The 22,991-nt window shown below is 30.3% G+C and carries 19 protein-coding genes; 5 read left to right on the top strand and 14 right to left on the bottom strand.

What is annotated here, in order from left to right; all coding sequences use genetic code 11:
- Positions 1-82: 82 nt before the first annotated feature.
- Genes Q4586_RS05305 through Q4586_RS05295 form a run of 3 tightly spaced genes read right to left on the bottom strand, consistent with a single transcriptional unit; the run spans position 83 to position 2,707 of the window.
- Positions 83-1,174 (bottom strand): M42 family metallopeptidase, encoded by a 1,092-nt coding sequence (locus tag Q4586_RS05305; protein WP_068705881.1) that lies wholly within the window; start codon positions 1,172-1,174, stop codon positions 83-85.
- A gap of 20 nt (positions 1,175-1,194) precedes the next feature.
- Positions 1,195-2,025, bottom strand: a complete 831-nt coding sequence (locus tag Q4586_RS05300; protein WP_068705882.1) for a lysophospholipid acyltransferase family protein — start codon at positions 2,023-2,025, stop codon at positions 1,195-1,197.
- Between the two features lie 52 nt (positions 2,026-2,077).
- Complete coding sequence (locus Q4586_RS05295) at positions 2,078-2,707, bottom strand: NUDIX hydrolase (RefSeq protein ID WP_303527031.1); 630 nt, start codon at positions 2,705-2,707, stop codon at positions 2,078-2,080.
- Between the two features lie 103 nt (positions 2,708-2,810).
- On the opposite strand from Q4586_RS05295, the gene Q4586_RS05290 reads away from it, so the two are divergent.
- The 4 genes from Q4586_RS05290 (at position 2,811) to Q4586_RS05275 (ending at position 7,454) form a co-directional block, all read left to right on the top strand.
- Positions 2,811-3,104 carry a hypothetical protein gene (locus Q4586_RS05290; protein WP_068705884.1) on the top strand — a complete coding sequence of 98 codons (294 nt, stop codon included), beginning with the start codon at positions 2,811-2,813 and terminating at the stop codon, positions 3,102-3,104.
- Positions 3,105-3,241: 137 nt separating this feature from the next.
- Positions 3,242-5,668 (top strand): phenylalanine--tRNA ligase subunit beta, encoded by a 2,427-nt coding sequence (pheT, locus tag Q4586_RS05285; RefSeq protein WP_068705885.1) that lies wholly within the window; start codon positions 3,242-3,244, stop codon positions 5,666-5,668.
- 133 nt (positions 5,669-5,801) lie between these two features.
- Entirely contained in the window at positions 5,802-6,836 is a 1,035-nt protein-coding gene (locus Q4586_RS05280) for a quinone-dependent dihydroorotate dehydrogenase (protein ID WP_303527025.1), read from the top strand.
- Positions 6,837-6,839: 3 nt separating this feature from the next.
- Complete coding sequence (locus Q4586_RS05275; protein WP_303527022.1) at positions 6,840-7,454, top strand: LysE family translocator; 615 nt, start codon at positions 6,840-6,842, stop codon at positions 7,452-7,454.
- 215 nt (positions 7,455-7,669) lie between these two features.
- Here Q4586_RS05275 and Q4586_RS05270 read toward each other — a convergent pair whose 3' ends face one another.
- From Q4586_RS05270 to Q4586_RS05260, 3 genes are all read right to left on the bottom strand, one after another.
- The gene (locus Q4586_RS05270; RefSeq protein WP_068705895.1) at positions 7,670-8,221 is read right to left on the bottom strand and encodes an HNH endonuclease; all 552 of its coding nucleotides are present in this window, start codon (positions 8,219-8,221) and stop codon (positions 7,670-7,672) included.
- A 75-nt stretch (positions 8,222-8,296) separates the two neighbouring features.
- A complete protein-coding gene (locus tag Q4586_RS05265) occupies positions 8,297-8,824 on the bottom strand; it encodes a YfiT family bacillithiol transferase (RefSeq protein WP_303527017.1) in 528 nt (175 codons plus the stop codon).
- Positions 8,824-9,507: a tetratricopeptide repeat protein gene (locus tag Q4586_RS05260; RefSeq protein WP_303527015.1), complete on the bottom strand. Its 684-nt coding sequence runs from the start codon at positions 9,505-9,507 to the stop codon at positions 8,824-8,826. The genes Q4586_RS05265 and Q4586_RS05260 overlap by 1 nt, the downstream gene beginning before the upstream one ends.
- Positions 9,508-9,710: 203 nt before the next feature.
- On the opposite strand from Q4586_RS05260, the gene lon reads away from it, so the two are divergent.
- Positions 9,711-12,185 carry an endopeptidase La gene (lon, locus tag Q4586_RS05255; RefSeq protein ID WP_303527012.1) on the top strand — a complete coding sequence of 825 codons (2,475 nt, stop codon included), beginning with the start codon at positions 9,711-9,713 and terminating at the stop codon, positions 12,183-12,185.
- A 244-nt stretch (positions 12,186-12,429) separates the two neighbouring features.
- Here the strand turns inward: lon and Q4586_RS05250 are convergent, their stop codons facing one another.
- The 8 genes from Q4586_RS05250 to Q4586_RS05215 form a co-directional block, all read right to left on the bottom strand.
- Positions 12,430-14,106: an RluA family pseudouridine synthase gene (locus Q4586_RS05250; protein WP_303527010.1), complete on the bottom strand. Its 1,677-nt coding sequence runs from the start codon at positions 14,104-14,106 to the stop codon at positions 12,430-12,432.
- Positions 14,107-14,120: 14 nt separating this feature from the next.
- Complete coding sequence (locus tag Q4586_RS05245; RefSeq protein WP_303527007.1) at positions 14,121-15,611, bottom strand: hypothetical protein; 1,491 nt, start codon at positions 15,609-15,611, stop codon at positions 14,121-14,123.
- A 42-nt stretch (positions 15,612-15,653) separates the two neighbouring features.
- Positions 15,654-16,271: a hypothetical protein gene (locus Q4586_RS05240; RefSeq protein ID WP_303527004.1), complete on the bottom strand. Its 618-nt coding sequence runs from the start codon at positions 16,269-16,271 to the stop codon at positions 15,654-15,656.
- A gap of 52 nt (positions 16,272-16,323) precedes the next feature.
- On the bottom strand, positions 16,324-18,618 hold the full coding sequence (locus tag Q4586_RS05235) for an FdhF/YdeP family oxidoreductase (protein ID WP_303527002.1): 2,295 nt from the start codon (positions 18,616-18,618) through the stop codon (positions 16,324-16,326).
- Positions 18,608-19,408 (bottom strand): formate dehydrogenase accessory sulfurtransferase FdhD, encoded by an 801-nt coding sequence (fdhD, locus tag Q4586_RS05230; RefSeq protein ID WP_303527000.1) that lies wholly within the window; start codon positions 19,406-19,408, stop codon positions 18,608-18,610. The genes Q4586_RS05235 and fdhD overlap by 11 nt, the downstream gene beginning before the upstream one ends.
- A gap of 153 nt (positions 19,409-19,561) precedes the next feature.
- Positions 19,562-20,743 carry a class I SAM-dependent methyltransferase gene (locus Q4586_RS05225; protein WP_303526997.1) on the bottom strand — a complete coding sequence of 394 codons (1,182 nt, stop codon included), beginning with the start codon at positions 20,741-20,743 and terminating at the stop codon, positions 19,562-19,564.
- Positions 20,744-22,024, bottom strand: a complete 1,281-nt coding sequence (locus Q4586_RS05220; protein ID WP_303526995.1) for a hypothetical protein — start codon at positions 22,022-22,024, stop codon at positions 20,744-20,746.
- Positions 22,014-22,925, bottom strand: coding sequence for an ATP-grasp domain-containing protein (locus Q4586_RS05215; RefSeq protein WP_303526993.1), 912 nt, complete (start codon positions 22,923-22,925; stop codon positions 22,014-22,016). The genes Q4586_RS05220 and Q4586_RS05215 overlap by 11 nt, the downstream gene beginning before the upstream one ends.
- Positions 22,926-22,991 lie beyond the last annotated feature (66 nt).

The following is a 22,991-nucleotide window of genomic DNA, read 5'->3' as shown; positions in this document are numbered from 1 at the left end:
TCTCAGATATGGGATTCATTGCCTAAAAACAAAATAATGTTTTAGACAATAAATTTTCCCACCCTTTTAGTGTTGAAAGAATTTATTTAAAGTAAGAAAAATCCTCTCCTTCTTCAATCTTTAATAAACTTTCATATATCATTTTAATAACGTTTTCAACATCTTCACGATGTACCATTTCAACCGTTGTATGCATGTAACGTAATGGTAAAGAAATTAAAGCGGAAGCAACCCCTCCGTTACTATAAGCAAAAGCATCTGTATCAGTACCAGTAGCTCTTGATAAAGCCGAGCGTTGAAAAGGAATTTCGTTTGCTTCAGCAGCATCAATAATTAAATCACGTAATTTTTGTTGTACAGCAGGAGCATAGGCAACGACAGGGCCTTTACCAAGTTCTAAAAGACCTTCTTTTTTCTGATCAATCATTGGTGTTGTAGTATCGTGTGTTACATCAGTAACAATTGCTACATTAGGTTTAATGGTTTGTGTAATCATTTCAGCTCCACGTAAACCTATTTCTTCTTGTACAGAGTTTGTGATGTATAATCCGAAAGGTAATTCTTTCTTATTTTCTTTTAATAAGCGAGCAACTTCGGCAATCATAAATCCACCCATTCTGTTGTCTAGCGCTCTACATACAAATTTATCTCCATTTAAAATATGAAATTCATCTGGATATGTAATTACACAACCAACATGTATTCCTAGTTTTTCAACTTCTTCTTTCGTAGCACAACCTGTATCGATAAAAATATTATCTGGTTTTGGTGCTTCTTCATTAGCTTTATTACGGGTATGAATTGCTGGCCAACCAAATACTCCTTTTACGATGCCGTTTTTACCATGAATGTTAACAATTTTACTAGGAGCAATTTGATGATCTGAGCCTCCGTTACGAATCACGTAAATTAATCCGTTATCAGAGATGTAATTTACATACCATGAAATTTCATCGGCATGTCCTTCAATTACTACTTTGTATTTAGCATCAGGGTTTATTACTCCAACTGCTGATCCGTATGTATCTGTAATAAATTCATCAACATAAGGTTTTAAGTAATCCATCCAAATTTTTTGCCCTTCCCATTCATATCCAGTAGGGGCAGCATTGTTTAAGTATGTAGCTAAGAAATCGATAGATTTCTCATTTAAAATTGATTTATTTTTAGCCATAATATGTAATGTTATTTTTGTTATTCCTCTTCTTCTTTTTTAGAATCTGGCCCCCAAAAACGTCGTTGTTCACGATATGCTTGTTCTTCTTTAATTTGTTTAGGGGTTAGTACTTTTAAAAAGGAAGGATGCTGTTCGATAGCATATTCTATTTTTTCAACAATATTAGCAACACTTTCATTTTCATAATCAATATCTAAAGGTTCTTTGATAACCATTGATTGTAAAACGTTTCGTTTTTTTATCATCAATCCTTTTTTATCAAAAGAACGTCTAAAACCATCAATAACAATAGGTACTACTACAGGTTTATAGGTTTTTATAATGTGTGCTGTACCACGGCGAATAGGTTTGAAAGGTGTTGTGGTTCCTTGCGGAAATGTAATTACCCAACCATCATCTAAAGCTTTTCGAATGTTAGAAATGTCAGACATTTTTACTTGTCTTTTTACATCTTTACCGTCACTTCGCCAAGTTCTTTCAACAGATACAGAACCTACATAAGCAAATATTTTAGGTAATATACCAGATCGCATTGTTTCTCCAGCTGCAATATAGTATAGGTTTAATTTAGGGTTCCATAAATAGCCTACGTTTCTAATATTATCATCACGTCCTTTTAAAGCAGCGTTAAATACATGAAACATTGAAGCTACATCAGCAAAATAAGTTTGGTGATTAGAGATAAATAATACATTTTTATCAGGTAAATTTCTAAGCACGTCCATACCTTCAATTTGTAAGTTATTGAATTTACGGTAACGTCCATGCGATATGATACCTAACGTTTGTATAAGAAAACGTTTAATAAATAATATATGACCAAATGGGTTCCTTTTGAATAAAGGCATTTATAATTATATTTTTAGTGTAAGTGCTAAATTACAAAAGAAATAGAAAATATTAGAGCTTAAATAAATCTTTAATTTCTGATAACATCATGGCTGTTGCCCCCCAAACAACGTAATTATTTAGTTTAAAGCAAGGTACCTTAATTTTTTTCATGTAAGAAGTTTCCATACTTACAGATGTTAAATTACAATCATTAAATAAATCACTAATTAAAACTTCAATAATATTAGCTACTTCATAATTAGGTTTAAAAACAGGTTTTGTTTTGGTAAAACCAATAAAAGGAGCCACTAAAAAATTACTAGGTGGTATATAGGAATCTGAAAGTTGTCGAATAATCTTTATATCTTTAGGTATTATACCTACTTCTTCAAATGTTTCCCTTAAAGCTGTTGTTTTAAGATTTTTATCTTCGATATCAATTTTTCCACCAGGAAAACTAACTTGAGCAGAATGTTTACCGTTATAACTTGCTCTTTCTGTTAGTAATAATCGTGTTTTATTATTTTTATCAGGATAAAATAAAGCTAAAACAGCTGCTTTTTTTGGATTTTTACTGTTGATTAATTCTTGAGAAAATTGAGTTCTTAACTTTGGTGATAATTTTAACTGCGAATGCAATCCTCCCAAAGGTTTGTTTTGTAATTCGTTAAGTTGATTTGTGAAATCAGAAAAAGTCATTCAATTTTAGTATTTTAAAGCAAACATATAAATTCACAAAGTTAAAAATATAATAATTTGGCTTGAATTTTGATTTATGCTAAAAATAATTAATATTTAATAAATGAACACAAAAAATAAATACAAAAAATTAGCATTAAGTTTAGTGTTTGACGCCATAGGGTTTTTATCATATATAATACCAGGTATAGGTGAGCTACTTGATGTAATTTGGGCACCAATTTCTGCCTATTTAATGACTAAAATGTATAAAGGTAATAAAGGTAAAATAGGGGCAGCAGTTTCTTTTATCGAAGAAGCAATGCCTGGTTTAGATGTAATACCAACATTTACATTAATGTGGTTATTTACTCATGTTTTTACAGCTAATCAATCAAAAAAAACAATTGAAATTTAACTTATTTATTTCAAATTTAATGATTTAAATTATTCGTAAAACAGGTAATAATTACTTAAGATAAAGAGTCTGGTAAATCAATGTAGTTTTTTCTTTTATTTTCCGTAAATTCGCAGGCTTAAACTTAGAGATTGATTATGAAAATATCATATAATTGGTTACGACAATTTTTACAAACCGACTGGGAAGCTGAAAAAACTGGAGAATTATTAACAGATTTAGGCCTTGAAGTAGAAGGTATTGAAACTGTAGAAAGTATTAAAGGAAGTTTAAAAGGGATTGTAGTTGGTGAAGTAAAAACATGTGTAAAGCATCCAAATGCAGATAAACTTAAAGTTACTACCGTAGATTTAGGTGACGGAAAACCTGTACAGATTGTATGTGGAGCTCCTAATGTTGATGCTGGACAAAAAGTACCAGTGGCAACTGTTGGAACCACCTTATATGATGAAAAAGGAGAAGGGTTTAAAATTAAGAAAGGTAAAATTAGAGGAGAAGAAAGTCATGGAATGATTTGTGCCGAAGACGAGTTAGGTTTAGGTAAAAGTCATGACGGAATTATGATTTTAGACGACGCTATTGCGCCAGGAACTTTGGGTTCAGAAGTTTTTAATATTGAAACCGATTACGTTTTTGAAATTGGTTTAACACCAAATCGTGCTGATGCAATGAGCCATTTTGGAGTAGCTCGTGATTTACGTGCAGGGTTAATTCAGCAAGGAACAAATATAGAGTTGATATCTCCTTCAGTATCTGATTTTCATGTAGACGAACGTACTTTAAAAATTGATATTGAAGTTGAAGATAAAAACTTAGTGCCTCGCTATTGCGGAATTACAATTACAGATATTGAAGTAAAAGAATCTCCAGAATGGATTCAAAATAGATTAAAAGCCATAGGGATTGTGCCTAAAAATAATATTGTAGACATTACAAACTATGTTTTACACGAATTAGGACAACCTTTACATGCTTTTGATGCAAATAAAATACGAGGAAATAAAGTACTTGTTAAAACTTTAGAAGCTGGAACAAAATTTACAACTTTAGACGAAGTTGAAAGAACATTAGATGCTGATGATATAATGATCTGTGATGCCGATGATAATCCATTATGTATTGGTGGAGTTTTTGGAGGAATAACATCTGGAGTAACCGAGCATACAACTTCGGTTTTCTTAGAAAGTGCGTATTTTAACCCAGTTTCTATCCGTAAAACAGCCAAAAGACATGCGTTAAATACTGATGCTTCTTTCCGTTTTGAAAGAGGAATAGATGTTAATTTAACTAAATATGCCTTAAAACGTGCCGCATTATTAATTGAGGAGTATGCTGGAGGAAAAATGTCTTCTGATATTTTAGATTTTTATCCAGAAAGAATTGAAGATTTCGAAGTTTTCTTATCTTTTGAAAATACATATAAATTAATAGGACAAGAGATTCCAAGAGAAACAATCAAAAACATTTTAGCTTCTTTAGAAATTAAAATAAACAGTGTTACCGATGCTGGGTTAGGCTTAGTAATACCATCTTACAGAGTAGATGTACAGCGTGAAGCTGATATTATTGAAGAAATTTTAAGAGTTTACGGATATAATAATATTGAGTTTTCTCATAAATTAAACACATCTATTTCTTTTGATAGCGATAAAGAAGTTAAAATTGAAAACATTGTAGCAAACCAATTAACCTCATTAGGGTTTAATGAAACAATGGCTAATTCTTTAACCAAAGAAGATTATGTTGCCTTGTCTGATAATTTAAATCCAGCGAATAACGTAGAAATGTTAAATCCGTTAAGTAACGATTTAAAAGTAATGCGTCAATCGTTATTATTTAGTGGTTTAGAATCTGTTTCGTATAACATTAACAGAAAAAACAATACGCTAAAATTTTATGAATTTGGTAAAACATATCATAAATACGAAAGTGGGTATCAAGAAGACAAGCATTTAACCTTATTTGTTACAGGAAATAGAACTAAAGATAGCTGGAAAACAGCTAACAAAACATCTGATTTCTTTTATTTAAAGGGAATTGTAACTAGTTTATTAAGTCGATTAGGCTTAGAAAAACTAAAAACATCACCAGTAAAGGCAGATATATTTTCTGAAGGAATTGTATTAAGTTTAGGTAAAACTAAATTAGTAGAATTTGGAGTGGTAAAAAGAGCTATTTTAAAAGAGTTTTCTATTAAGCAAGAAGTATTATTTGCTGATTTTAATTGGCAAAATATTTTGAATTTTGTGGGTAAGAAAAACATTAAAGTAACTGATTTGGCAAAATTTCCATCAGTAAAACGTGATTTAGCATTATTGCTAGATGATAAGGTTGAGTTTAAAGAAATTTACAATCTTGCTTTTCAATCAGAAAAGAAACTTTTAAAAGAAGTAGATTTATTTGATGTTTATGAAGGCGATAAACTACCTGAAGGTAAAAAATCGTATGCAGTTAGTTTTGTTTTACAAGATGAAAATAAAACGTTAGCAGATAAACAAATTGATAAGATAATGCAAAAATTACAGCAAACATTCGAAAAGAATTTAGCAGCTGTTTTAAGATAATTAAGAAGCTCCAATTTTTATTGGGGCTTTTTTTATGAAATTTTACGTCATTCTGAACCTGTTTCAGAATCACATCAAGATAAGTTAATTATGAGTTACTGAAATTAATTAAGTATAACAAAAAAACAAACACATGTATAAAATATTAATCCGTCCGATATTCTTTCTTTTTGATCCAGAAAAGATTCATTATTTTACTTTTTCATTAGTAAAATTCATGACAAAAATTCCATTCGTAGCTTCAATATTTAGAGGGTTGTATCAAGTAAATGATAAAAAATTAGAACGTAATTTATTCGGACTTACATATAAAAACCCTGTTGGGTTAGCTGCAGGTTTTGATAAAAATGCAGTGTTATATAATGAATTAGCAAACTTCGGATTTGGTTTTGTAGAAATAGGAACTGTAACTCCTAAAGGGCAGGCAGGAAATCCGAAGAAAAGATTGTTTCGTTTAAAAGATGATCAAGGAATTATTAATAGAATGGGATTTAATAATGAGGGATTGGCTATTGCCATTGAACAATTAAAAAAGAATAAAGGAAAAATAATTATTGGAGGTAATATTGGTAAAAATACTGATACTGCTCCTGAAAATTATACTGAAGATTATATAGCGTGTTTTAAAGGCTTACATCCATATGTTGATTACTTTGTATTAAATGTAAGTTGCCCTAATGTTGGTAGTCATGCAAAATTAGATGATGTTGAGTATTTACAAGAATTGATTACTGAGGTTCAACAATTAAATACTAAAGAAGCTGTTCAAAAACCAATATTATTAAAAATAGCTCCAGATTTAAATAACCAACAATTAGATGAAATAATTGAACTGGTTGCTAAAACTAAAATAGATGGAGTAATTGCATCAAACACATCTGTAAATAGAGATAATTTAAAAGCATCAAAAGAAATATTACAAGAAATAGGTAATGGTGGTGTAAGTGGACAACCTGTAAAAGAAAAAAGCACAAAAGTTATTAAATATCTGGCAGATAACTCAAACAAAGCCTTTCCTATTATTGGAGTAGGAGGTATTCACTCTGAAAAAGATGCTTTAGATAAAATCAATGCTGGCGCTGATTTAGTGCAAATTTACACAGGTTTTATTTACGAGGGACCAAGTTTGGTAAAACGAATTAATAAAGCAATTTTAGCTAAAAGTTAAAATATGTTCGAAACGTTAATCTCTTTTGTTTTAGCTACTGCTACTTTGGCTTTTTCGCCAGGGCCAGATAATATTTTTGTACTAACACAAAGTATTGTACACGGTAAAAAATATGGTTTAGCAACAGTTGTTGGTTTAATGACAGGTTGCATAATTCATACAACATTAGTAGCTTTTGGGGTATCAGAAGTAATTAAACAAAACCCTAATTTATTTTTTATCATTAAGGTGTTTGGAGCGTTGTATTTACTATATATAGCTTTTCAGGTATATAAAAGCGATGCTAAAATTGCATTTTCGACAGAAAATATAGTTAAAAAGTCTACTTTCGAATTGTTTAAAAAAGGCTTTTGGATGAATGTATTAAACCCGAAGGTTACTATTTTCTTTTTAGCTTTTTTTCCACAGTTTTTGTTTTCAAAAACGATTTCAACGGTAGTTCAATTTTACGTTTTAGGAGGACTGTTTATTATAACTTCTTTTCTAATATTTTCAACAATTGCTGTTTTGGCAGGAAGTATTTCAGCTTCAATAAAAAAGAATGCCCAAATAGGAGTATTTCTAAAATGGGCTCAAATTGTAGTTTTTATAGCTATTGCTGTTTTAATTTTACTATAAGAATAATCTCATGTGTTAAAAAGACTTTTGTAATGTCAGTTTGAGTGATTTTTGCTAAAAAATCGTATCGAGAACTAATTTAGAATCTGAAATATTAATTCTCGATATAATTTTTTACGCATTATTAACCGTAAAACTCATTCGAATTTAAAATGTTTTATCAAAAACCTAAACTTGTTTCAGGTTATCGTAAAGAGAATAATAAAAACTACAAATCAATCTTCAGTAACATACCCCCAATTTTCACCCGTTTTTATTCGATGCAATTGCATTTCGGATACCCCAAATTGTCTAGCTAAAATTTTTAAACGAGTTCTCCTATTCGGATCATTTAATTTTCTTTTAAGAAATTTAACCCTAGTTTCAGTAAGTTTTGAGGTTCTTGCTTTGTGTACCTTATTCACATATTCAGGGTTAGTATATTGATGCACCTCTTTTTCCCTCTTTGTAGCCCATTTAAGGTTTTCAACCCTGTTATCTTTTTTATCGTAATTTAAATGAATTACATAAAGTTGATCCTCATTACGCTCTAAAAAAGCTTCTGCAACTAATTTATGAACATACCTACTGGTATTTTTTCCGTTTACACGTTGTTTTAAAGGTAAATTTTGATAACCATTTATAAAATATTCATTTACTAAAGATTCTTCCTCATTTTTGCAATTAATAATCCTTCCGTAATTAGATATTTTAAATTTTTCTTTTTCAGCTATTTTATTGTCAAATACTATTTCTTTCCACTTTTCATTTCTATAGTTTCGTATCATCTTCCAATATTTTATCTGAACTTAAATAATAAATAGCACTTTATTATTTTATGTAAAAATACACATTTTGTTTGATTACCAATTATTTTTAAGCAACAACTGGTTTATATGCTCATAATGATGCTTACAATGCCAAGCATAAATCCCTATATTTTGTTTTAAAGAAACTTTTTCATTTCCTTCTGGATGTATAAAAAAAGTGTTTAAATCAGTTTCTGATAAACCTTTTAAAAGATACACCCATTTAGCGTGTAAAGCTTTTAAAGCATCTAAGGATAAATGTATAGGTGCAGCTTTTGAATCAAATAATTCAGCCCATCGATCTTCGTAATAAGCTTTAATTATTGGTTTATCTTCAGTTAAAGCCCATTTAAAACGAGTGTATGAGTTATGATGGCTATCTGCACAGTGATGAATTACCTGCCTTACCGTCCATCCTCCATCTCTATAAACAGTGTTTAATTGTTGTTCAGATAAATGTTTTACTAAAAGCTCTAATTTTATAGGAAACTCTTCTAAAACGGTTATCCATTTCTTTATTATTTTTGATGATATTTTGGTAGGAATATTTGGTTTTCCTATCGGATATTTTAAATGCTCCATTAATTTTTTTTCGTTTTAATTAGCCTAGTTAAAGTTCTTTTTGCACTGTTGTTTTCTGGATTAATAGCTAATGCTTTCTTGTAAAACTCTATAGCTTTTAAAGTATCCTTTGTTTTTAAATAAGCATCACCAGTGCTATCATAAGTGTTTGAGCTGTTAGGGTACAGTTCTATATTAATTTTAAAAATAGCCAAAGCTTTTTTATATTGATTATCTCTAATATATTGATACCCTAATCTATTAAAGGTGTTTTCTCTGATGATAACATTTAAACTATCCTTTTCTTTAATTTTTTTATAACCAAGTAATGCTGCTTTATAGTTGCCTTGATTAAAATATTCTTTAGGTGTTTTTTCTCCGTCAGTTAATTTATTAAAAATATAGGTATTATTTTTATGTTCTCTTTTTTTAGCTAATGCAATATTATTTTTAGAAGTATTAAAAATCAATTTTTCATTTAATTCACTAACATAAAAAGTACTATCATTAATTTTTAAAGGAGTTAAATTTTGGTTACGCCAAGTTAAAAACAAAGTACCATCATTAAATTTAACTTCAATAATTTCATCAGCATTAAAAAAGTAGCGTCCAGTGGTTTTTTTAATAAAATCAGCAGAGTTTTTACTTGGTGTACAACTTATAAAGAGTAATATAATTCCAGTAAAAAAAAGTTTAGTTTTCATTGTTTTAATAGCTTTTAGTAAAAATATATAAATAAGACGACTTACTTGATAAATAGTTACAATCACTTATTTTTTACTTGGCATAACAATTGACTTATATATTATAGAAAAACAGTGTTTATTTATTTAAAACATTGTTTATTAGATATTTACGTTTTTAATAGTGTTTTTTTTATTGTTTTAATTAACATAAAAATGTCACTATGACATACATACAAGATATGAGCAAATCAAAAATTATACATTTAGACAATTTGTCGCTTCAAGATGCTTTTAATGAAGATTCTGAATTGATACCTTTATTAACTCCTGAAGACGAAGAAATAATAAATAAAGAAGAAGTTCCATCTGAATTACCAATATTACCGTTAAGAAATACAGTATTATTTCCTGGTGTTGTAATTCCAATTACCGCTGGTAGAGATAAATCTATTCAGTTAATAAAGGATGCAAACAAAGGTGATAAAGTAATTGGAGTAGTAGCGCAAAAAGATGGTAATGTTGAAAACCCAGGATTAAACGACATTCATAAAACTGGAGTTGTAGCACAAATATTACGCGTTCTTAAAATGCCTGATGGTAACACAACAGTTATCATCCAAGGAAAAAAACGTTTTGAGATTGATGAAATTACACAAGAAGAACCATACTTAAAAGCAAAGGTTCATGAAGCGGTTGATGATAGAGAAGTTGATGATCAAAAAGAATTTGATGCAATTATAGAATCTATAAAAGAGCTAGCTTTAGAGGTTATTAAAGAAAACCCAATGTTACCTTCTGAAGCTTCATTTGCTATTAAAAATATTCAATCAAACTCGTTTTTAGTAAACTTTATTTCATCAAATATGGAGTTAAGTGTAGCTAAAAAACAAGTGCTACTTGAAAAAGATAGTTTAAAAGAGCGAGCACTTTTAACATTAAAAAACCTTGATAAAGAACTTCAAAAATTACAGTTACGTAATGATATTCAGTCTAAAACACGTTCTGATTTAGATAAGCAACAACGTGAATATTATTTACATCAGCAATTAAAAACCATTCAAGATGAATTAGGTGGTGTTTCTCATGATCAGGAATTAGATGAAATGAGAGTTAAGGCAAAATCTAAAAAATGGACTAAAGAAGTTGCTGCTACTTTTGAAAAGGAATTAGGTCGTTTAAAACGAATGAATCCTCAAATGGCAGAATATGGTGTACAGCGTAACTATTTAGAGTTGATGTTAGAGTTGCCTTGGAATGTGTATTCTGAAGATAAATTTGATTTAAAACGAGCTCAAAAAATATTAGATAGAGATCATTTTGGGTTAGAAAAAGTTAAAGAACGTATTATTGAGCATTTAGCGGTTTTAAAATTACGGGGTGATATGAAGTCGCCAATAATCTGTTTATACGGGCCTCCAGGAGTTGGTAAAACATCGTTAGGTAAATCGGTTGCCGAGGCTTTAGGACGTAAATACGTACGTATGTCGTTAGGTGGTTTACGTGATGAAGCTGAAATTCGCGGGCACCGTAAAACATATATTGGCGCAATGCCAGGGCGTTTAATTCAAAATTTGAAAAAAGCAGAAACGTCAAATCCAGTTTTTGTATTAGATGAAATTGATAAATTAAGTCAAAGTCATCAAGGAGATCCATCTTCAGCTATGTTAGAAGTATTAGATCCTGAACAAAACACTGCTTTTTATGATAATTATTTAGAGGTAGGCTACGATTTATCAAAAGTACTTTTTATAGCTACTGCCAACAATTTAGGGCAAATTCCTTGGGCATTACGCGACCGTATGGAGCTTATTAATGTTACAGGTTATACCATTGAAGAAAAAGTTGAAATAGCTAAAAAATACTTATTTCCAAAGCAGTTAAAAGAACACGGTTTAACACCAGAACATTTAACAGTTGCAAAAAAACAATTAGAAAAAATTGTTGAAGGCTATACGCGTGAATCTGGAGTTCGTGGTTTAGAAAAACAAGTAGCCAAAGTGGTGCGTTTTGCTGCAAAATCAATCGCTATGGAAGAGGAATATAATATTGCTTTAACTAACGAGGATATTGAAACTATTTTAGGCCCTGCTCGTTTAGAGCGCGATAAGTATGAAACTAATGACGTTGCCGGTGTAGTTACAGGTTTAGCCTGGACAAGTGTTGGTGGAGATATTTTATTTATTGAATCTATTTTATCAAAAGGAAAGGGAAACCTTTCTATTACAGGTAATTTAGGAAAAGTAATGAAAGAATCTTCAACAATTGCCATGAAATATATCAAAGCAAATACAGAAGAATTTGGAATAAATCCAGAAGTTATAGATAAATACGATGTGCATATTCACGTGCCAGAAGGCGCAACACCAAAGGATGGCCCAAGTGCAGGTATTACCATGTTAACTTCATTAGTATCGGTATTTACACAACGTAAAGTAAAAAACAAACTGGCCATGACAGGTGAAATTACCTTACGTGGAAAAGTATTACCAGTAGGCGGAATTAAAGAAAAAATATTAGCCGCAAAACGCGCCAATATCAAAGAAATTATTTTATGTGCCGATAATAAAAAAGACATTGAAGAAATAAAACAAAGCTACTTAAAAGGCTTAAAGTTTCATTATGTAACCGATATGCACGAGTTAATTGAAATAGCACTTACCAAGCAAAAAGTAAAAAATGCTAAAAAATTAGTGTAAATACAAGTTACTGTCTAAAAAGTATTGAAATCGTCATTCTGAATTTATTTCAGAATCTCACCATAGCGATTACTAATCATTATGGAAACTTGAAACAAGTTTAGGTTGACTGAAAACTTACTTTTTAGACAGTTTTTATTTTTTATCTGAAGCTATTTCCCGCTTTCCGCACTCGCTCTCTGCGAGGAGCTCAAGCAATTGCTACAATCGGGGCTAAGCTATTTTATAAAGTTTTAGTGAAAGCTTAAAAATCAGCTTTTTTATAAAATTTAATTTTCTCTTTAGTTGTTGGATGTGTAAACTCTAAGGTGTCAGCATGTAAATACAATCTGTCAGCTTTTTTGCCATACAAATCATCGCCAATAATTGGAGTATTTAAACCTAAACTATGAGAAGCATGCATTCGTAATTGATGTGTACGACCAGAAATAGGGTAGAAGTGTACTTTTGTTTTTCCATCTTTCCTTTCAATAACTTCCCAGTTAGTTAAAGCAGGTTTTCCGTGTTCATAACACACCAATTGTCTTGGCCTGTCATCTAAATCCACGCGAAGCGGTAAATTTATCGTCCCTTTATCTTCTGTAATAATTCCATCCAACAAAGCGGTGTATCTTTTTTGCATTGTTTTATTAATAAACTGATTTTGTATAATTTTGTGCGCTTCTTTGTTTTTTGCTAAAACTAACAATCCAGAAGTAGCCATATCTAATCGATGTATAATAATTGGACCTGAAATATTTTTCACTTGTTGTTTAACCCGAGTATATACCGAATCTTGAATCTGGATTCCAGGAACCGATAAAAAATCGTTAGGTTTATAAATTACAATTAAATCATCATCTTCAAAAATGGTTTCCAGTACCTTTCCAATAGCCGGGTTTTTTAACAACGGATTGGTGTCCATTTCAATTCCGTTTAACATATGCGCTAAGATAGGCTTGCATTTACCTTGGCAAGCTGGATAAAACTGTTTGTGTTTCCGTACTTCTTTATTAGGCGATTTACCCCACCAAAACTCAGCCATAGCCACAGGTTTTAAATCGTGTGAAAAAGCATATTGTAATAATTTAGGTGCGGCACATTCGCCAGTACCAGCAGGTATATTTTCTATTGAAGTATTTATGAATAATTCGGTTAAATTTTTAACCTCTTTTTTAGAGTTTAAAAATTGATATTGCTCTGAAATATATTTTTGTAAAGCTAAAGACTTAGTTTTGCGTTCGTTTTTTAGTTTTGCTATTTGATTGGTATATGCTAATAGTTTTTCTTCTACAGGTTTTAAAGTGTGTTGCCAATAACGTGTTACATTATTAAAAAAATGTTTTGCAGCTAAACTTTCTTTTTTTAATTTTTTATCAAAAACAATATAAGCTTCCTCCGAAACTTCTTTTTTAGCTTTTTCTCTTTTTAGTTTTCGAGCTGCTTTAGCTATTTTTAAAGCTTCTTTTTTTTCTGTAATATCAGCATTAGCTTTGTTAGTTTCTTGTTCGTAAAGAGTACATAATTTTAAATAATCAGCAGAGTTCTCTATGCTTTCTAACTCAATACTTATATTTCTTAAAACTTCTTTTTCTTGTAAAAAAAAAGAATCTTTAGCAAGCATATCATACACAGGCGGAACAAACATTTTATGAGTATTTGTTTCGCCTAATTTACCTGAAACAGCAGCTATATAACCAATTTTATTTTCTTTATTATATACAACTAAAACCCCGAACATTTTACCAGTTATAGTTCCTTTTTTACCAGGTTTTAATCCGAAATTATGTTCAAAATCTGTTTGCGTACTTAAATAATTCTGAACCTCTTTTACAGCTAATTCACATAACGGATGTGGTTCATAATAAAAAGGAAAGGTAAACTTTTTAGGAAGTTTTATTTCATTAATATCGCTTAAAAAGTATTGAAAATATGATTGCAAAACAGATGTGTTTTTTATTTAACGCTTAAAAATGAAAAATTATAATTAACACCAAAATTTAAATAAGTACTACTTAAATTCCCTCCGCGTGCCTTTACATATCCTAAACCACCTCGTAAATTTAATTTATTAGTTAGCCTGTAGTTAAGTCCAGCACTTGGTTTTACAATTAATCCTTCTCCTGTACTAATTCCACCACCACCAGCTGCTCCTCCTAAAACTTGCAAGAATACTGATGTTGTATTGTTAAAAAAAGTATTTGATTGTACACCTAAACCTACAATACCTTCCGCATAGGCACCAGCATCACCAAAATTAGCAAATGATGTTTGTCCGGCTCCGTAAAGATATTTATTTAAGAAAAAGTTTATTTGCAGTGAAATTTGATGCATGTTTTGTTCAAATTTACCATTATTATCTCTTGCTGCATTTATATATAAATCTTGTTTTATAATAGCTTCCAAACCATTAAATTTAGCTATTGTAAAATCCTTTTCTTTAGATGAAGTACCGTCTTTATCAATATAATACTTTAAACCAAAACCTAATGTTGAAGATTTAAAATGTGCATCAGGACTCATTAAGTATCCTTTATTTATTGAAGCATAAATATTATCAAATATTTTTTGTTCAATTGAAATATCTGGATAAATTAAAAATCCACCTTTGGTATCAACACCACCACCACCGCCTGCACCTACACCAAATTTGGCTAAGATATTTGTACGGTTTTTATTCATTGATATGTGATAACCACCACCCAATAAAACATCCATGTATCCTGCCTTAATTCCATGATAAGCACCATCAGCTTTCAGAAAAAAGAATAGATTATTGGTTAAATAAGAATTTAATTCAAAACCTGCTAAACGTATGGTTTTACCTGTGTATGAACCTTTAGTAACTTCTAAGTTGTTTAAATGCACCAATAAAGAAATTCGGTTACTAAGATTTTTCCATGAACTATTTATCAAGTCATCAATAGAAAATGAATTTTCACGCGCTTTAAAAGTTGCATTTTTAAAAGATAAAGGTACTTGAACAGCAACATTAAATTGCTCACTTTTTATAGTTCCTCCATCAAAAAAATTAACATAACTATATCCTGCAGTAGTTGAAAAATACTTAAAATCGTATCCTAAATTAAAATGTGGCAAAATAAAAGCACCACCACCATCAGGGGCTGCTGCACCGCCACCGCCTCCAAAATGAATACCGGTATCAATAAATAATCTCTTTGTTATTTTGTGCTGTATACCTGCGTTAATGCCTAGGGTAAAAAAACCACCTCGTATTCCGCCAATTGCACCATAAATACCTAAACCAACATAGCTCCATTCATTAGGTTTTAAGTTATAATGGATTCCCGAAAAATCCATATTTTTTTCACTTTTAGGCATTTTTATTGATAAAAAATCTAATTGACCAAAACCTATTTGAGTTTTTTGTTGCGGAATTTCAGATTGTGCGCATAAAAAATGAACACTCAAGATAAAACCTACCATGAGTGCTCGTTTACTAAAGTTTAATAGCATTAAATTGTATTTTTAGTGATGTATTTTTTGACGTTTTCCATTAATATAAGAAGCTACAAAGGCGTCTTTAAAACCAATTTGTATCAGTTCTTTTCTTAGAGATTTGGCTTCATCTAAAGACTCAAATAAACCAATAGAATATTTAAAATAACCATTTGCTATGGTAACAGTTGATGGTATTGTTACTGATGATATTAAAGGTTGTTTTTTTTGTGAAAGTACGCCAATTTGAACTGAATAAATTGTTTTATCACTAGTATTGTCAACGACAGCGTCAATTGTTTCATTTAAATTAACCTCATTATTTGTTTCAGTATTTCTGCTAACTCTAGCGTTTGCTCTTTTAATACTATCTAAAACTCTTGTGTGCTCATTCTTTTTAACCGTAGCAATTTCTTCTGATGAAGGAAAAGACACACCGCTACTGTTTGAATAAAAATAGTACGCAGCTCCTAAAGCAATACCTAATAATACACCCAAAACGATAGGGAGTCTCATTGATCCTTTTTTTAAAGAACTAAATTTTTCTTGAGCTTCGCTTAATTCATTTTCAGCTTCTTCTCTTTTTAACTTTGCATTATCTAAGTCTTCTTGCATTAACTTAAACTTTTCTTCTTCTATAAAAGGCATAATGTTGGTTGATTTTTGATTGAAAATATTTTACTAAAGTACAAATCTTTTTTTAGTCGCACTTTTTAACAGAAATAATCACTGTTTTTGATGCGGGTGTATGGCTAATTCTAGCTTTACTCTTTAAAGGTACCAAAACGTTTGCTTCTGGAAAATAGGTAGCAGTACATTGTTTTGGTATACTGTACGGAACAACTAAAAAACCAAAAGCCTTTCTTTTTTCTCCTTGAAAATGGCTTATTAAATCTACTTTATCTAATTTAGATAGCCCTTGAGTTTTCATATCTTCTGGGTTCATGAAAATAACTCTTCGCTCGTTTAAAACACCTCTGTAACGATCATTTAATCCGTAAATAGTAGTGTTGTATTGATCATGCGTTCGAATGGTCATCATCATAAATTGATTTTTCTCTAAAGCAATATCAGAAGGTAGGTTTGTTGTAAAATTTGCTTTTCCTGTTTTAGTAGGTGTAAAGTTATTATCACGCGCATTGTTTGGTAGATAAAAACCACCTTTTTTACGTACTTTTGCATTGTAATTATCACACCCAGTAATGGTAGCTTCAATTTTAGCACGAATTAAATCATAATTTGTAATTAATTGCTGCCATTCAACTTTAGTGTTTTTTAAGGTGGCTTGGGCTATACCAGCAACAATAGCAGGTTCGCTTAATAAATGTGTAGATACAGGATCTAAATGACCACTTGATTGATGTACAACTCCCATTGAGTTTTCTACAGTAATAAACTGTTCTCCAGTTTTTTGAATATCTTTTTCTGAACGCCCTAAACAAGGTAAAATCAAAGCTTCTTTACCTGTTATTAAATGACTTCTATTTAGTTTTGTAGATATTTGCACTGTTAAATTACAATTTTGTAATGCTTGAGCTGTGATTTCTGTATCAGGAGTTGCTGAAATAAAGTTTCCGCCCATTCCTATAAAAACACTCGCTTTTTTTTGATGCATAGCTTCAATGGCAGCAACTACATCATAACCATGTTCTCTTGGAGCTATAAAAGAAAATTCTTTTTCTAAGTTATCTAGAAAAGCATCTTTGGGCTTCTCCCAAATTCCCATAGTACGATCTCCTTGTACGTTTGAATGCCCACGAACAGGGCAGGTTCCAGCTCCTTTTTTACCAATGCTTCCTTTTAGTAATAGTAAATTTACGACTTCACGAATATTATCCACCGCATTTTTATGCTGTGTTAAGCCCATTGCCCAACAAATAATTATTTTATCATTATTTATAATTAAGTCAGTTGCTTCTTTAATTTTATCTAAAGATAATCCTGTTTGGGGTAATAAATCTTCAATAGAATAGGTGTCTAAATCAGTTAAAAATTCTTCTAAACCATGTGTTTTGTCTTTTATAAATTGATAATCAAAAACAGTACCTGATTTATCGTCAGCAGTTTTCATCAATTTTAAAATAATTTTTAATAAAGCAACATCTCCGTTGATTTTTACTTGTAAAAACAGGTCAGTTAATTTATCACCTGAACCTAACCATTTCAATGGATTTTGAGGATCAACATAATTCATTAAACCAACTTCTGGTAACGGATTTATAGTCATTATTTTTCCACCATTCTTTTTAGTGTCTTTTAACGCTGTTAACATTCTTGGGTGATTTGTACCTGGGTTTTGCCCAATAACAATCACCAAATCAGCATGATTAAAATCATCTAAAGTAACGGACCCTTTACCAATACCTAATGTTTCAGATAACCCTGTTCCACTACTTTCGTGACACATATTAGAGCAATCTGGTAAATTGTTGGTTCCGAATTGACGAACTAAAAGTTGATATAAAAAAGCGGCTTCATTACTTGTTCTTCCTGAAGTATAGAAAATAGCTTCATCTGGCGATTTTAAAGTGTTTAATTCTTTGCCTATAATTTTAAAAGCATTTTCCCATGATATTTCTTCGTACATATCACTTCCTGCTTTTAAATACATCGGATGGGTAATTCGCCCGCTTTTACCAATTTTATAATCAGACCATTCCGACATTTCTTGTACAGAGTGAGTTGCAAAAAATAGGGGAGATACTCTGTTAGTTGTAGCTTCTTCAGCAATAGCTTTAGCTCCGTTTTCACAATATTCTGCTAAAAAAGCCCTTTTTGCATCAGGATCTGGCCATGCGCAACCTGGACAATCAAAACCATTAATTTGGTTCATATTTTTTAGCAAACTAATTCCTTTAGCTACACCTGTTTCGCTAAAAACATGGTTTAAAGCCGATTTTATAGCTTTTGTTCCTACTGCCTTTTTAGGAACATCAATTAATTTAATTCCTGTTAAATCTTTAGGTGGTTGGGCTTTTATATTTTTATCGCTCATAATTTATGTATTGAGGATTTGAGTATACTGTCATTTTATCATTTCTACTAAAACCGATAAGGCAAATCCCGAATTCTTTAGCAAAATCTACAGCTAAACTAGAGCATGCAGAAACAGCAATAATAATTGGAATTTTAGCAAAAAAAGCTTTTGAAACTATCTCATAAGAAACACGTCCGCTAACTAACATATAATTTGCTTTTTTCAACTGTTTTTTATTAATTAAATCTCCTATGGATTTATCAACTGCGTTATGACGACCTATATCTTCTTTAATAGTTAGTAGCTCGTTTTTTTTATTAAAAATTGCACATGCATGACTTCCTCCTGTATTTTTAAATAAAAACTGCAACTCATTCATTTTTAAAAACATATCACTACTCACCTCAATTGATTGATTAGTTATTTTTTTAAGAGGTTTATCAGTTGTTTTTAAATCTGTTAATTCTTTTTTGCCGCATATTCCACAAGACGAAACTGATAAAAGTGTGCGTTTATTTAAGTAACCCTTTCGTAATTTTTCTTTAGGAATAATTACATTTAAAATTGCCGAAAAATCAGGATTAATTTCTGTAATCTCTATCAATAAATCGGTATTACTTTTATAAATGTCTTCTGCATATAAAAGCCCTCTGATAAGTTCGTTATCGTCGTTTGGAGTTCGCATTACAACCGTGTAAGGTTCACTATTGATACTAATTTGTAAAGGCGCTTCAATAACCAACGTGTCTTCTATTATTGAAGATGTATTTGCAGTAATTTTTATTGATTGATAATTGATAGATTGCATACCATCAAAAGTAACAATTTTTAAAGGATTTTGTGGTTTATAAATCCTTTCCTTTTATGAAAAAACAGAATTTTTAATAGATGGTTTAGTGCATTTAAGATGAAATCCTTCCTTTTTTTAAAATGAGAGCTCAAATAATACATTTTTACGTAATTAAAATATTTGAGTACACTTTAAAACAATTAATTTTTCATCAAGGTTTTTAGTGAAAAATAAATAGATATTTCCACCATCTTTTAGTTTTGTCTCTTTTCTGATTTGTGCAACTGTTTTTGGGAAATTTCGAGTAGTAATATTTGCTTTATCAATAGCCAATTCTTTTTTTAGTTGTTTTTTATTGTACGAAAAAACAGCATCAATTTTAAAAATTCTACCAGGGAAATTTTCAATAATTTCTTCTGACGTGTATAAGTGAGAGTGCTGGTGTAATTTACCTACATTATACTGTTTAGTTATTTGATTAAAGCCACCTGATTTTAAAATTGCAGCATTGGGTTCGTAAATAAATTTTTGAGGTGAGTTATATTTTAAATCACTATTGTTTTTTAAGATGAAATTAAATTCTTGAATTTTGTCTTTCAGTAAGTTAACTGTATTTACATTAACTGTACCTTTATATTCTTTCTTTAGTAGAAAAAGTAATTCTTTAACTTCATTATTTACTGCAATAATATGAATTTCTTTTACAAATTTTAACTCATTAATGGTAGCTGTAATGTCTAACATTGGTGAATTTTTAATCAGAATATTAGCTGATTTTGTAAACAAAAAATCAATATTTTCAGGTACATTTGGTAAGCAGTCTTTTAGCAAAAAAACTTTACCTTTTATATCATCTCTTCGAGAAGGGTCTATATAGATACAATCGAATTTTTGATTGGTATTTTTAAGAAACTCCAACCCATCAGAAGCTACTGTTTGAATGTTATTTACTTTTAATTGCTGATAATTATGAGCAACTATTTTAGATAGTTCATCATTAATTTCTGAATGAATTACGTTTTTAAATTTTTTAGCAAAATAAAAAGCATCAATACCAAAACCACCCGTAATATCAATTATTGCATCACCTGAAACTAAGTTTGATTTATAGTTTGCTGTAATTTCAGAAGATGTTTGCTCGATGCTAATTTTTGGAGGGTAATAGACATTTTGAGTGTTAAACCAATTAGGTAGCTTGTTTTTAGATTTTTGCTTGCTAATAATTTGATTTGATAACTCTTGTATAGAGATATTGTTAAAAGGGCTTCCTTTTAAAATCAGTTTTGTGATATCTGAATTTAAATTAGTAGTTATAAAATCTTGTACTTCTTTATGTAAAATATGTTGATTCAATTAATTATAAGCTTTAACGGTTCCCATACTTAATTTGCCTCCTTTACCAAATGAATGATTTGTTGGTAATAACGTACCAGTTTGTGTAGTAATCCAATCATCCCAAGTGGCAGGAACTCCATCCATTTTCATGCTAGGAACATACATTTTATAGCTTTTAGGAACGTTATTTTTATCTAAAATCCATAAATATGAATCGCCAGGTGTTGATCCTCCTGTAGTATATTTTACTAACAACGCTTCTTTTCCATCAATATTTTGAACACTTCTGATAATGCCTTTTTCAAATAATTTATGAGGAGCAACTAGCCAAAAAGAATCGTTGTTAAAAATATTCCAAGCTTTATTTACTGTTTTAGTATCCGCTATTTCTTGTTGTTTTTTATTGATGTAAACCGAACTTTTTTCTAAATTATTTGGATGTAAGTTTACACGAATAGAATCCCAAGAAACATCAACAATATGTTGTTTTTTGTCCCATTTAAAATGTCTTTTCCCTCCAAAACTCCACTCTAAATAGCGTGTTTTTTTATAAGCTTCATGGTTGATAGCTTTTAATATTTTATTTGCTAAAATATCGGCTTTAGGGTTTGAAGCTTTTACATTTCCCATAGCCAAAGTTAAACCAAATAAAGGAATCTTGTGTTTGGTAGGTAATTTAAAACCTGCATTGGTTGTTTTCCAATCAGACCAAGTTGCTGAAACTCCGCCAATCGGAATAATTTTTGTCCACATTTTATACTCTGTAGGAAAACCATTGTCATCTAAAACCCAAAGATAAGAATCTCCTGGAGTTGAACCGCCAGAAGTGTAAGTGACTAATAAAGCATCTTTATTTTGGTGTTTTACAATATGTCTTTCAACACCTTTATCTAATACTTTATGAGGAGCAACTAACCAAAAAGAATCATTATTAAAAAAGTTAGTAGCGGTTTTAATTAAATTTAAGTTTGTAGTTTTTTTATCGTTTATAAAACAAACAGATTTATTAGGATTTATAGTATTTAAAATTACTTTATTAGCATTCCAAGAAACTTCAACTTTATTATCTTGTTTGTACCATTTGTAAAAATGTTTGCCCCTAAAAGACCATTCAATAAGTTCAGTTTTTTCAAAAGAATCATTATTTATTGCTGTTAACATTTTTGTTGCTAAAGCATCTGCTTCGGCTCCTTGCTTTCCTTCAGGGAGTTTTTCATTATTTGCTATGTAAAATATACTTATCGCAATTATAAGTACTAAAATAATTGCTCCTAAAAATTTTAAAATTCTATTTTTCATTTTGATTGATTAATTGCTGTATACCTTTTGCTAATTCATCGGCTGCTTTCGGATGATTTCTAAACCATAATTCGGGTTCAATCAACTCTAATTCAGCTATGGCTAAATTACCGTTATTATCGGTAAAAACATCTACTCGTGCATAAATAGGTAGCTCTTTACAGGCTTTTACAGCTTTTTCGGCAAAGTTTATTTCAGATTGGGTAGGAGTGTAGCTATGCACTGTACCTCCAAAATCATCTTGAACTCTAAAATCACCTTTTTTAGCTATTTTTAAAACGGCATGTGTAAATTTTCCGTTCATAACCATGAGTGAAATTTCCCCTTTTTGAACTATATTATGTTGAAAAGGTTGTAAAATCATTGCTTCATCATTAATCAATTCTTTAAAAATAGCTTCGTGTTTAGTTATGTTTGATGAGTTTATCTTATAAGTATGCCTCCCGCCGCCAGATATACAAGGTTTTAAAACAAAATTAGTAAGTGTGTGCTGATTAGCTAATTCTTGTAAAGTTTTAGTTTCTCCTTTTTCGATAAAATAAGATTCGCAAATATTTACTCCACCTTTTTGCAAATCTAGTAAGTAGTGTTTGTCAATATTCCAGCGAATAATTGCTTCAGAATTTAACAATATCGTTTGTTTAGAAACGATATTTAACCAATTAGAAAATTCTGTATACCTGTCAAAATAATCCCAAGTAGTTCTAAAAAGAATGTATTTGGTTGAAGACCAATCGAAATCTTTGTCATCCCAAGAAAGTCTACCAACTTTTAAGCCTAATTTATCTAAAGCTTTTTTTACAAAACCATCTTCGGCTAACACATTTTTTGTGTACACATCAACTTCCTTCGGATTTACATATCTTTTATCGGTAAGTATTATAACATCATAAATTTTCATGCGTGCAATTTAGTGTATTTTATTATGTTGTTTAGCGGTATTTTTTATCAGAAACTAATAAATATT

It is taken from the genome of Tenacibaculum soleae (genome assembly GCF_030549005.1).
Lineage (GTDB): Bacteria > Bacteroidota > Bacteroidia > Flavobacteriales > Flavobacteriaceae > Polaribacter > Polaribacter soleae.
The sequence above is the reverse complement of the archived record's forward strand: the minus strand, read 5'-3'. Positions and strand labels throughout refer to the sequence as shown.